Raw genomic sequence first — 12,508 nt, forward strand, 5'->3', positions numbered from 1 at the left:
TCGGTTATCCATTACGCCAGTCACCGCTTAAAAAATGGTAAACGGCGCGGTGACGATAAACTTCACGTCCTTTTCATCCTGAAACATATTGCCGTATCCCCCTTCGTAGCTCGGAATACTGCTGTGATTATCGTAGTGGGTGTAGTGCAGCCTGAACTGGGTCCCTTTGCCCCAACCCTGCTGAAGTGTATAGAGTAAATCCAGATTCCACGCCGATTCGCGTACGCGTTGATGCTGATCGAATGCCGGGTTGCTGCTGGGTTTGGCATCCCATCCCCAGGCAAATGAGGTGCCCGTTTCCCATCCGGGCAGGTGAAGGCCATCCAGCTCGACCATCACGCCAGCGAACACCGCTTTTTCACCGTTGGCATTCCAGTCAGAGCGCGAATCCCACCAGACATCAAGGCGACCATTCGAACTGGCATAGGACGGGGTCATACGCTGAAGAAAATATCCCTGATTACCGTCAGCTTTGACCCAGGTGCCTTCCAGGCGGAATTTAAACGGACCGGTGCGATAACCCAAGGTGAGCGCCTGCAGCCAGGCAAGACCGGAATAGACATCGTTAACGTTTGCTGCACCGCCGTGCTCGCGATCGTGTGCGCCATAAAACTGCCAGCTGGTTTCCAGATCGTTGCCCAGCAGCGGAACGGCATAACTGGCTTTAGTAAAGAACTGGTCCATATAGCCATCGGCCTGGCCAACAGCCGCTTCCAGCTGCCACTTATTTTCCGAAGAAAATTTAGCACCAAGCGAATGCATGTAGTTCAGTTTCGTTATGCCGTCTGCCTTGCGGAAGTCATACATACGCTGATACCACGGAGCCTTATATTTATCGGACCACATATAAGAAACGGACAGATTGCCCAAAGAAGCAAAGTGGCTTGCTGTCCCTACTTCTACCCCGCGATAGGTACCCGGCAGCAGGCTCCAGTGCGGCGACATCAGCGTTTGGCCGCTCGGCTGCAGATATCCGGTACGCAGCCAGCTGCTGTTGTATTTCATTTTTAACGCAGCTTTATAGAGGCTTACGCCGTTTCTGTCACCGCTCCATGGCTCATCCCAACGGCTGTCGCCATCGCTGAAACCGATTTCGTTCGGTGCACCGGGCCCTTTGTTAGAAAGTTCTACAGCGGTAAATGCCGCCAGATCGATACCGATCCAGTCGGCGGCAAAGCCTGAAGAAAAATCGAGGTTCGCGTTAATTGTCGAGTGATGAAGATTTGAGGTGTACTGTTTATATTTTTCGCTATCGGGCTGAAGATCTTTGCGTTCGCGATGGCGCTGCCAGTAATAAACACCGCCAGCCAGCGAAGAGTCATCAATAAACCCACTGGCCAGGGCGGGCGAATTCAGCAAAACGCCACTGGAACCAGAGATAATCGCTAAAATAGTACTAAGTGCTTTAGTAAGCACGGGTTTGCGCTGCATTGAAAAATCCTTTTATCCCAGAAAAAATCCATGTCTATCAGGTAATTGCTGACCATTAATTTTAGCCAGCTGAATCCAGAACCAGTTAATTATTGGATTAGGATATTTTTTGCATCGCGAATTATCAATCAATTAAAACAACAAAAAGTGCAAAGTATGATCGACAGCACATTTAAAGAATGTAAATCAATGAGGGTGATGTTAAGGCGAAAAAAAGGGCGAATAATCGCCCTTTTATTAAAACAGAATCGGTTAGCCGCCGATTTTAGCCCAGGTATCACGCAGGCCTACGGTACGGTTAAATACCAGGTTATTAGCTGAAGAATAGACGCTGTCAGCACAGAAATAACCTTCTCGCTCAAACTGATACGCCGCTGAAGCTTCCGCTTTCTGCATACCCGGCTCGACGAAACCGTGACGAATCACCAGAGATTCAGGGTTGATGCTGGCAAGTAAATCTTCCGCTGCCGCCGGGTTTGGCACACTGAACAGGCGATCGTACAGGCGGAACTCTGCCGGTAACGCATGTACGGCGGAAACCCAGTGGATCACGCCTTTCACCTTACGTCCGTCAGCGGGATCTTTGCTCAGAGTATCAATGTCACAGGTGCAGAACAGGCAGGTAATATTACCGTCCTCATCCTTCGCCACGCGCTCTGCTTTAATCACATACGCGTTACGCAGGCGGACTTCTTTACCCAGCACCAGACGCTTATACTGCTTGTTCGCTTCCTCACGGAAGTCTGCGCGATCGATATAGATCTCGCGGCTGAACGGGACTTCACGGGTGCCCATTTCCGGCTTGTTCGGGTGGTTCGGCATGCTTATCATCTCTTCATGATGAGCAGGCAGGTTTTCAATCACCAGCTTAACCGGGTCCAGCACAGCCATAGCGCGCGGCGCGTTTTCATTGAGATCGTCACGAATACAGGATTCCAGCGCGGCCATCTCAACGTTGTTGTCCTGTTTGGTCACACCGATACGACGGCAGAACTCACGAATAGATTCCGCGCTGTAACCACGACGGCGCAGACCGGAGACGGTCAGCATGCGCGGATCGTCCCAGCCCTCAACCACGTTCTCGTTCACCAGCTGGCTCAGCTTGCGCTTCGACATAATGGCGTATTCAAGATTCAGACGAGAGAACTCGTACTGGCGTGGGTGAACCGGGATAGTGATGTTATCCAGCACCCAGTCATACAGGCGGCGGTTGTCCTGAAACTCCAGTGTGCACAGAGAATGAGTGATCCCTTCCAGCGCATCGGAAATGCAGTGGGTAAAGTCGTACATCGGATAGATGCACCACTTAGAGCCGGTCTGATGGTGGTCGGCGAATTTAATGCGGTACAGCACCGGATCGCGCAAAACGATAAAGTTTGACGCCATATCGATTTTGGCACGCAGGCAGACTTTACCTTCCTCAAAGCCGCCGCTGCGCATTTTCTCGAACAGCGCCAGGTTCTCTTCTACGCTGCGATCGCGATAAGGACTGTTTTTCCCCGGCGCGGTCAGGCTGCCGCGGTATTCACGGATTTGCTCAGGTGAGAGTTCATCCACATACGCCAGCCCTTTTTCGATCAGTTCTACCGCATAATTGTGCAGCTGGTCGAAATAGTCAGATGAGTAACGCACTTCGCCGCTCCACTCGAAGCCGAGCCACTGCACATCACGTTTGATTGACTCAACGAACTCCAGATCTTCTTTCACCGGGTTAGTATCATCAAAACGCAGGTTGCACTGCCCCTGGTAATCATTTGCGATACCAAAGTTCAGGCAGATCGACTTAGCGTGACCGATATGTAGGTAGCCGTTTGGCTCAGGCGGGAAGCGGGTATGCACGCTCTTGTGCTTACCGGACGCCAGATCTTCGTCGATAATCTGACGAATAAAGTTCGTTGGGCGGGCTTCAGCCTCACTCATCTCAATTTCCTCAATTAATGCCTGGAATAAATTCGCTACGAAATAACGGAGTATGATCCACAAAGCGGGGGACAGAGACAACCGTTTGTTACGGAAATCCAATAAAAAAAGGGCGGGAATTGCTCGCCGCCCTTTCTGCTGACGTTAGTATCGTATTTTAGCCATTAATCTCGTAGATACGGCTCTCACCGGCAACCACAGTATCGCCTGCCAGCAGTGTTAATCCGGAGAAGTCCTCAATGTTGCTGACCACGACCGGACTTATCATTGAGCGGGCATTCGCCTCAAGGAAGGCCAGATCCATCTCCAGAACCGGCTGACCGGCAACCACATGAGCCCCTTCTTCAACCAGGCGGGTAAAGCCTTTACCCTGCAGCGCAACGGTATCCAGCCCCATGTGCACCACGATTTCCGCCCCTTTTTCCGTTTCCAGACAGAAGGCATGATTGGTGTTGAAGATTTTCACCAGCGTACCACTGGCCGGCGCAACAACGGTGCTGCTGGTCGGTTTGATCGCCAGACCGTCACCTACCGCTTTACTGGCGAAGGCTTCATCAGGCACCTGGTCAATGGCTACTACGGTACCGCTTACCGGTGCCACCAGGGTACCAACAATCCCTTTACTGGCGTTTGGCACGGCCTGTGGCGCCGCAGCAGGTGCTGCTGGAACGACTGGGGTAGCGGTAGCCGCTGCCGCCGCGATAGGTCCTTTAGCAATCAGTTTTTTCATGCTTTCAGCGATGGATTCCGCTTTCGCACCCACGATCACCTGAATTGTCTGCTTGTTCAGCCGAACAATACCGGATGCACCCAGACGCTTACAGGCCGCATCGTTAACCAGTCCGGCATCTTTAACCGACAGACGCAGACGAGTAATACAGGCATCAATTACATTGAGATTATCGGAACCACCAACTGCCACGATATACTGGCGGGATAGCTGATCCATACCCTCTTCGGTATTGCTGTTTGCCTCTTCCTCTACCACCAGGTCAGATGCATCTTCGCGGCCAGGCGTTTTCAGGTTCATCATGCGAATGACGGCGCTGAACAGCACAAAGTAAACCACGAAGGCAACAACACCCATTACCAGCAGCATCCAAACGTTCTTACTGGCGGCAGGCAGGTTGTACATTAACGCATAGTCGATGGCACCCGCAGAGAAGGAGAAACCGGCATGAATACCCAGTAGCGTGGCGACAAACAGGCTGATGCCGGTTAACAATGCGTGAATCAGATACAGCATCGGCGCCAGGAACATGAACAGGAATTCAAGCGGCTCGGTAACACCGGTCAGGAAAGCGGTTACCGCAACGGACAGTAGCATACCGCCAACCATTGGACGACGCTCTTTTGGTGCGGCCATATACATCGCCAGCGCGGCGCCCGGCAGACCGAACATCATGATCGGGAAGAAGCCCGACATAAACATCCCTGCGGTACCGTCACCGGCGTAGAAACGGTTGATATCGCCGTGGAACACAGTACCTGCCGCGTTGGTGAATTCGCCAATCTGGAACCAGGCGATAGTATTCAGCACCTGATGCAAACCGGTAGGGATCAGCAAACGGTTAACGAAGCCGAACACACCTGCTCCGAATGCACCTTCAGCCACAATCCACTCACCACCGGCGTGAATCGCGTTCTGAACCGGCGGCCAGACATAGCCAAAAATGGCTGCCAGCACCAGACAGAAGAAGCCCGTCGCAATCGGCACAAAACGCTTACCACCGAAGAAACTAAGGAAGTCAGGCAGTTTAATGTCGGCCCAGCGGTTATAGGTTGCACCCGCAACCAGACCGGTGATGATCCCGGCCAGCACGCCCATATTGATCGCGGGATTGATGGTGACCATCGCTTTAGTCAGGATGAAGTAACCTACCGCACCGGCCAGCGCTGCGGCACCGGCATTATCTTTTGACCAGGTTGACGCAACACCGATTGCGAAGATTAGCGCCAGGTTATCGAAAATTGCACCGCCGCCCTGCGCGATGAACGGCATATTCAGTAAATCAGGCTGACCAAAGCGCAGCATCAGTGCAGCAACCGGTAGTACGGCTATCGGCAGCTGTAGTGAACGCCCCAATCGTTGAAAGAATCCTAAAATATTCACCTTTTCCCCCTTTGAACCCGTTAAGGTGCCAGAAATCGTTTATTTTTTTACGGTCTTCTGCAGTCTGAGTGACAGTATACACCACAGCCATAAGTGTAAAAAAAAATTAATTCGCTTCGCAAATTATATCGCTACTTATGTGACTAAAATCACCAAAAATAGCATTTTTGCAACCATTACACTGGTCAACAGAACAAACTTATTTTATTATACGAAAAATCAAAACGAACTTATCCCTCTGTTATCTGTTCGTAATCACGTTACGATAATTCTTAACTAGCAGAGCAGCGTTTTAGACCTATTTCATATTGTGCAATTGACGAGGTTCATCATGAGACTGATTCCACTGGCAACATCTCCTCAGGTCGGCAAGTGGGCAGCACGCCACATTGTTAACCGCATTAATAACTTTAAGCCTACCGCAGAACGCCCTTTCGTTCTCGGCCTGCCAACCGGCGGCACCCCACTGGAAGCCTACAAGCATCTTATTGATATGCATAAAGCGGGCCAGGTTAGCTTTAAGCATGTTGTCACGTTCAATATGGACGAATACGTGGGTCTGCCGAAAGAGCATCCTGAAAGCTACCACAGCTTTATGCACCGTAACTTTTTCGATCACGTTGATATTCAAAGCGAAAATATCAATCTTCTCAATGGTAATGCGCCTGATATTGACGCAGAATGTCGTCAGTATGAGGAAAAAATTCGCGCTTACGGCAAAATCCATCTGTTTATGGGTGGCGTAGGCAACGATGGACACATCGCCTTTAACGAACCCGCCTCCTCTCTGGCTTCACGTACCCGTATCAAAACGCTGACCCACGATACCCGTATCGCCAATTCGCGATTCTTCGGCAATGATGTGGATCAGGTACCCAAATACGCACTGACCGTGGGCGTGGGTACGCTGCTGGATGCAGAGGAAGTGATGATTCTGGTTACCGGGCACCTGAAGGCCCACGCACTGAAAGCGGCTGTTGAAGGCAACGTGAATCATATGTGGACCATCAGCTGCCTGCAGCTGCATGCGAAATCCGTTGTCGTCTGCGATGAGCCAGCAACCATGGAATTGAAAGTGAAGACCGTGAATTACTTCCGCGAAATGGAAGCGGAAAATATCGCCGGTCTGTGATGCCGGGAGGTAAGCCTCCCCTTCACCGATCGCATCCGGCCAAACACGGTTTCGTTAACGCTGGCCGGATCGTACCAGCATTAAGAGTCAGGAGAATGACTATGTACGCTTTAACTCAGGGTCGCATTTATACCGGCCATGAAGTCCTCGACGGGCACGCAGTGGTGATCGCTGACGGCCTGATCGACCGTGTTTGCCCGCAGGGCGATGTGCCCGCCGGTATTGAAATCCGTGACGTCAACGGTGCCATTATTGCCCCTGGCTTTATCGATCTGCAGCTTAACGGCTGTGGCGGCGTGCAGTTCAATGATGACCCTGCTGCAATCAGCGTTGAAACGCTGAATATTATGCAGAAAGCAAATGAAAAATCCGGCTGTACCAGCTTCCTGCCAACGCTTATCACCAGCACCGACGAGCTGATGAAGCGTGCGGTTGAAGTGATGCGGGCCTGGCTGGCACAAAACAGCAATCAGGCGTTGGGTCTGCACCTGGAAGGTCCGTGGCTGAATCCGCTGAAGAAAGGAACTCACAATCCGGCACTGATTCGTGCACCGGATAAAGCGCTGGTTGATTTCCTGTGTGAAAATGCGGACGTGATTACCAAGATTACGCTGGCCCCTGAAAAAGTGGGCACGGAAGTAATCCGCCAGCTGCGCGCGGCCGGCATTGTGATTTCAGCCGGGCATTCTCACGCGACCTATGACGAAGCACGCAGCGGCATCTCCGCCGGCGTCAGTTTTGCGACCCACCTTTATAACGCAATGCCAACCACAACCGGCCGCGAACCGGGTTTGATCGGTGCGCTGTTTGATTCACCGGACGTCTGGTGTGGTGTGATTGCCGACGGTTTACACGTCCATTTCGGCAATATCAGGAATGCGAAGCGTATTAAAGGCGATAAGCTGGTACTGGTAACCGATGCCACCGCACCGGCAGGCGCTAATATTGACCAGTTCATTTTTGCCGGTAAAACAATATACTATCGTAACGGGCTGTGCGTTGATGAGAACGGTACACTGAGTGGTTCTGCACTAACTATGATTGAAGCTGTCGAGAACAGCGTCGAACATGTTGGTATCGCTCTGGATGAAACGCTCCGTATGGCAACGCTTTATCCAGCCCGTGCAATGGGGGTTGATAATCAGTTAGGGTCAATTGAAGCCGGAAAAGTGGCGAACCTGACAGTATTCACCCGCGACTATAAAATCACCCGGACCATCGTTAATGGTAACGAGGTCTTTAGCGAGTAGATATTTAATGACCACTGGCGGCCAGGCCCAAATTGGAAATGTTGATCTTGTTAAACAACTGAACAGCGCAGCCGTGTACCGGCTCATCGATCAGCAGGGGCCGATATCGCGCATTCAGATTGCCGAACACAGCCAGCTTGCACCCGCCAGCGTCACCAAGATCACCCGGCAGCTCATTGAACGCGGGCTGATCAAAGAAGTTGAGCAGCAGGCCTCAACCGGTGGCCGCCGGGCCATATCGATTATCTGCGAAACCCGCGGCTTCAATACCATTGGCGTTCGCCTTGGCCGTAACGATGCTACGCTGACTCTGTTCGATCTCAGCGGCAAATCGCTGGCGGAAGAGCACTACCCTCTGCCAGAGCGCAGCCAGGAAACGCTGGAACATGCGCTGTTTAATGCCATCGCCGCCTTCCATGAGCAGCATCAGCGCAAGCTGCGCGAACTCATTGCGATCTCCGTGATTCTTCCCGGACTGGTCGATCCGAAGAACGGCGTGATCCGCTACATGCCGCATATCAGCGTCAGTCACTGGCCGCTGGTCGCCAACCTCGAAAAACGCTTTAACGTCACCAGTTTTGTCGGCCACGATATCCGTAGCCTGGCGCTGGCAGAGCACTATTTTGGTGCCTCACGCGACTGTGCAGACTCCATTCTGGTACGTGTTCATCGCGGAACGGGAGCGGGGATCATCGCCAACGGTCATATTTTCCTCGGTAGCAACGGCAACGTTGGTGAGCTGGGGCATATTCAGGTCGATCCGTTGGGAGAGCGCTGCCACTGCGGCAACTTTGGCTGTCTGGAAACCATTGCCGCTAATAGCGCAATTGAAAACCGCGTACGCCATTTAGTGACGCAGGGCTACCCAAGCACTCTGAGTCTGGATAATTGCCAGATCCAGCATATCTGTAGTGCCGCCAATCGCGGTGATGCGCTGGCCGCTGAGGTTATCGAACATGTCGGCCGCCACCTGGGTAAAGCCATTGCGATTGCGATTAACCTGTTTAATCCGCAAAAAATCGTTATCGCCGGTGAAATAACCGAGGCAGATAAGGTCCTGCTGCCAGCGATTGAAAGCTGCATCAATACCCAGGCGCTAAAAGCGTTCCGAAAAAATCTGCCAGTAGTACGCTCTGAGATCGATCATCGCTCGGCTATCGGTGCCTTTGCGCTGGCAAAAAGGGCGATGCTTAACGGCATCCTGCTGCAGCGACTTCTGGAAGCGTAATCAAGGACAGTAGTGCATGACGATTAAAAACGTAATTTGCGATATTGACGGCGTATTAATGCATGACAATATCGCCGTGCCTGGAGCACGAGAGCTCCTGCAGCGGATCATGGGAAATAATATGCCGCTGGTGGTGCTGACCAACTACCCATCACAAACCGCCATGGATCTGGCCAACCGCTTTGCCTCCGCGGGTATCGATCTCCCGGACAGCGTGTTTTATACCTCCGCGATGGCGACCGCCGATTTCCTAAAACGCCAGGAAGGAAAAAAAGCCTATGTCGTGGGTGAAGGTGCGCTAATCCATGAGCTGTATAAAGCCGGGTTTACCATTACCGATATCAATCCGGATTTTGTGATTGTTGGTGAGACGCGTTCCTTTAACTGGGACATGATGCACAAAGCCGCTTTCTTCGTTGCTAACGGCGCGCGGTTTATTGCCACCAACCCGGACAGCCATGGCCACGGTCATTCGCCTGCCTGCGGCGCACTCTGTGCCGGAATTGAGCGTATCTCAGGCCGACAGCCTTTCTACGTCGGTAAGCCCAGCCCGTGGATTATGCGCGCCGCGCTGAATAAGATGCAGGCCCATTCCGAGGAAACGGTTATCGTTGGCGATAATCTGCGCACCGATATTCTGGCCGGATTCCAGGCCGGTCTGGAAACCATACTGGTGCTTACCGGCGTTTCCAGCCTCAGCGATATTGATGCCATGCCTTTCCGCCCTACGTGGGTTTACCCCTCCGTCGCGGATATCGACATTTTTTAATCCCCAGCCCGGTTAACGCCGGGCTTTTTCTTTCTGTACCGCGCAAAATTCAGCCGATTTTTGTCACCTCTTGATGATTCATCAATAAAAACACCAATTAATTGAACAATCATCAAAGATAAGGCCAGGTTAACGGGCTATTTTTCAGGTATTGGCTAAATTGCTTGCATAGTCTGCTCTGTTAGCGCATTTTCTTATGCATCAGGCGACAACTCTCGCCTCAAACCAATATCAATACCGCAAGGTAAGTCGTTTAGGGAGCTGTGTATGTGTTCTATTTTTGGTGTACTTGATCTGAAAACCGATCCTACTGAACTGCGTAAGAAAGCGCTGGAGCTTTCTCGCCTGATGCGCCATCGTGGCCCGGACTGGTCAGGTATTTATGCCGATGACTATGCCATCCTCGCCCACGAGCGTCTGTCGATCGTTGACGTGAACAATGGCGCACAGCCACTGTACAACGCTGCGCATACCCACGTTCTGGCGGTTAACGGCGAGATTTACAACCATCAGGCACTGCGCGCTGAACTGAGCGACCGCTACGAATTCCAGACGGATTCCGACTGCGAAGTCATCCTTGCGCTGTATCAGGAAAAAGGCATCGACTTCCTCGACGATCTGCAGGGCATGTTCGCCTTTATTCTGTATGACACCGAGAAAAAAACCTGGCTGATCGGCCGTGACCATATTGGCATCATTCCGCTGTACATGGGCAACGACGAGCACGGCAACCTGTATGTTGCTTCTGAAATGAAAGCGCTGGTGCCGGTTTGCCGTACGATTAAAGAGTTTCCGGCGGGCAGCTACATGTCCAGCACCGACGGTGAGATTAAACACTACTGGCAGCGTGACTGGTTCGACTATGCCGCAGTAGCGAACAACATCACCGATGCAGCGGCTCTGAAAGGCGCACTGGAAGAATCAGTAAAAAGCCACCTGATGTCAGATGTGCCTTATGGCGTACTGCTGTCCGGCGGTCTGGATTCTTCAATTATTTCAGCCATTACCAAGAAATTTGCCGCCAAGCGCGTGGAAGATCACGACAAGAGCGAAGCCTGGTGGCCACAGCTGCACTCCTTCGCTGTGGGCCTGGAAGGTTCACCGGATCTCAAAGCCGCAAAAGCCGTGGCTGAGCATCTGGGGACTGTGCACCATGAAATTCACTTCACCGTGCAGGAAGGCCTTGATGCCATTCGCGATGTGATTTATCACATTGAAACCTATGACGTGACCACCATTCGTGCATCAACACCGATGTATCTGATGTCACGTAAAATCAAAGCGATGGGCATCAAAATGGTGTTGTCCGGTGAAGGTGCGGATGAAGTCTTCGGTGGCTATCTGTACTTCCACAAGGCGCCAAACGCGCAGGAGTTCCACGAGGAAAACGTGCGTAAGCTGCATGCTCTGCATATGTTCGACTGTGCGCGTGCCAACAAGGCGATGTCAGCGTGGGGCGTGGAAGCACGCGTACCGTTCCTTGACAAAAAATTCCTGGATGTGGCGATGCGCATCAACCCGGAAGATAAAATGTGCGGCAGCAACGGCAAAATGGAAAAACACATCCTGCGTGAGTGTTTTGAATCCTACCTGCCGGCAAGCGTAGCATGGCGCCAGAAAGAGCAGTTCTCTGACGGTGTTGGCTACAGCTGGATTGATACGCTGAAAGAAGTGGCAGCAGAGCAGATTAGCGACCAGCAGCTGCAAACCGCGCACTTCCGCTTCCCGTACAACACGCCAACCTCTAAAGAAGCGTATCTGTACCGTGAAATCTTTGAAGAGCTATTCCCGGTACCAAGCGCGGCTGAGTGTGTTCCAGGCGGTCCATCCGTGGCCTGCTCGTCGGCTAAAGCCATCGAATGGGACGAAGCGTTCAAAACCATGGACGATCCGTCAGGTCGTGCGGTTGGTGTGCATCAGGCAGCCTACTAATCCTTACCGTTTCACAAATACTTACGGGCCTTTATGGCCCGTTTTTTTTTGCCATAACGCTGTTTAGACTCAGAATTCGTCGATTTTATCGACATAATGGTCACAAGCCATGCAAACAACACGTTTATGGCAAAAAACGGGAAAAAACTAGTTGACGCTTTTGGGCCAACTCCGCATAATGCGCCCCGCAACGCCGATGAAGGTTACGCAAAAAAGAAGGCTACTTAGCTCAGCTGGTTAGAGCACAGCACTCATAATGCTGGGGTCACAGGTTCGATTCCCGTAGTAGCCACCACTTCTTTTTGCGCGGGAGTGGCGAAATTGGTAGACGCACCAGATTTAGGTTCTGGCGCCGCAAGGTGTGCGAGTTCAAGTCTCGCCTCCCGCACCATTTCCGACAGAGGTTTGCAGCAAGGATGGGGTATCGCCAAGCGGTAAGGCACCGGTTTTTGATACCGGCATTCCCTGGTTCGAATCCAGGTACCCCAGCCAGTTTTTTGTAGTAGAATATGTAGTTCTGACTGTCGTGTTATCACGATGCGGACATTGGGATATCGCCAAGCGGTAAGGCACCGGTTTTTGATACCGGCATTCCCTGGTTCGAATCCAGGTATCCCAGCCAGTCAGAAAGTTGTAAAGCAATAATGTACGGCTACTTAGCTCAGCTGGTTAGAGCACAGCACTCATAATGCTGGGGTCACAGGTTCGATTCCCGTAGTAGCCACCAAATTAT

Annotated in this window: 8 protein-coding genes and 5 tRNA genes; 10 read left to right on the forward strand and 3 right to left on the reverse strand. The window is 52.0% G+C overall.

What is annotated here, in order from left to right:
* Window positions 1-27: 27 nt before the first annotated feature.
* The 3 genes from chiP to nagE all read right to left on the reverse strand — a co-directional run bounded on the left by chiP (window position 28) and on the right by nagE (window position 5,464).
* A complete protein-coding gene (gene chiP / locus AC07U6_RS10520; protein WP_494762008.1) occupies window positions 28-1,431 on the reverse strand; it encodes a chitoporin ChiP in 1,404 nt (467 codons plus the stop codon).
* 252 nt (window positions 1,432-1,683) lie between these two features.
* Entirely contained in the window at window positions 1,684-3,351 is a 1,668-nt protein-coding gene (glnS, locus tag AC07U6_RS10525; protein ID WP_494762007.1) for a glutamine--tRNA ligase, read from the reverse strand.
* 157 nt (window positions 3,352-3,508) lie between these two features.
* Window positions 3,509-5,464 carry a PTS N-acetyl glucosamine transporter subunit IIABC gene (gene nagE / locus AC07U6_RS10530; protein ID WP_494762006.1) on the reverse strand — a complete coding sequence of 652 codons (1,956 nt, stop codon included), beginning with the start codon at window positions 5,462-5,464 and terminating at the stop codon, window positions 3,509-3,511.
* A 331-nt stretch (window positions 5,465-5,795) separates the two neighbouring features.
* Here nagE and nagB point away from each other — a divergent pair, with 331 nt between their 5' ends.
* From nagB to AC07U6_RS10580, 10 genes are all read left to right on the forward strand, one after another.
* Window positions 5,796-6,596, forward strand: a complete 801-nt coding sequence (nagB, locus tag AC07U6_RS10535) for a glucosamine-6-phosphate deaminase (protein WP_494762005.1) — start codon at window positions 5,796-5,798, stop codon at window positions 6,594-6,596.
* Between the two features lie 101 nt (window positions 6,597-6,697).
* Window positions 6,698-7,846, forward strand: coding sequence for an N-acetylglucosamine-6-phosphate deacetylase (gene nagA, locus AC07U6_RS10540; RefSeq protein WP_494762004.1), 1,149 nt, complete (start codon window positions 6,698-6,700; stop codon window positions 7,844-7,846).
* A gap of 7 nt (window positions 7,847-7,853) precedes the next feature.
* Window positions 7,854-9,074: a DNA-binding transcriptional regulator NagC gene (nagC, locus tag AC07U6_RS10545; protein WP_494762003.1), complete on the forward strand. Its 1,221-nt coding sequence runs from the start codon at window positions 7,854-7,856 to the stop codon at window positions 9,072-9,074.
* Window positions 9,075-9,090: 16 nt separating this feature from the next.
* Window positions 9,091-9,843: an HAD-IIA family hydrolase gene (locus AC07U6_RS10550; protein WP_494762002.1), complete on the forward strand. Its 753-nt coding sequence runs from the start codon at window positions 9,091-9,093 to the stop codon at window positions 9,841-9,843.
* Window positions 9,844-10,110: 267 nt separating this feature from the next.
* Window positions 10,111-11,775, forward strand: a complete 1,665-nt coding sequence (gene asnB / locus AC07U6_RS10555; RefSeq protein WP_494762001.1) for an asparagine synthase B — start codon at window positions 10,111-10,113, stop codon at window positions 11,773-11,775.
* A 218-nt stretch (window positions 11,776-11,993) separates the two neighbouring features.
* Window positions 11,994-12,070, forward strand: a tRNA-Met gene (locus AC07U6_RS10560).
* Between the two features lie 11 nt (window positions 12,071-12,081).
* Window positions 12,082-12,166, forward strand: a tRNA-Leu gene (locus AC07U6_RS10565).
* 26 nt (window positions 12,167-12,192) lie between these two features.
* A tRNA-Gln gene (locus AC07U6_RS10570) sits at window positions 12,193-12,267 on the forward strand.
* Between the two features lie 55 nt (window positions 12,268-12,322).
* Window positions 12,323-12,397: transfer RNA gene (locus AC07U6_RS10575), tRNA-Gln, on the forward strand.
* 28 nt (window positions 12,398-12,425) lie between these two features.
* A tRNA-Met gene (locus tag AC07U6_RS10580) sits at window positions 12,426-12,502 on the forward strand.
* The last annotated feature ends 6 nt before the right edge of the window (window positions 12,503-12,508 follow it).

Source organism: Erwinia sp. GW821-FHT03D09 (assembly GCF_059420805.1).

Bases quoted from the DNA above. Each gene is read 5' to 3' on its own strand.
- glnS (WP_494762007.1), bottom strand. From the start codon at position 3,351: ATGAGTGAGGCTGAAGCCCGCCCAACGAACTTTATTCGTCAGATTATC.
- nagA (WP_494762004.1), top strand. From the start codon at position 6,698: ATGTACGCTTTAACTCAGGGTCGCATTTATACCGGCCATGAAGTCCTC.
- AC07U6_RS10550 (WP_494762002.1), top strand. From the start codon at position 9,091: ATGACGATTAAAAACGTAATTTGCGATATTGACGGCGTATTAATGCAT.
- nagC (WP_494762003.1), top strand. From the start codon at position 7,854: ATGACCACTGGCGGCCAGGCCCAAATTGGAAATGTTGATCTTGTTAAA.
- chiP (WP_494762008.1), bottom strand. From the start codon at position 1,431: ATGCAGCGCAAACCCGTGCTTACTAAAGCACTTAGTACTATTTTAGCG.
- asnB (WP_494762001.1), top strand. From the start codon at position 10,111: ATGTGTTCTATTTTTGGTGTACTTGATCTGAAAACCGATCCTACTGAA.
- nagB (WP_494762005.1), top strand. From the start codon at position 5,796: ATGAGACTGATTCCACTGGCAACATCTCCTCAGGTCGGCAAGTGGGCA.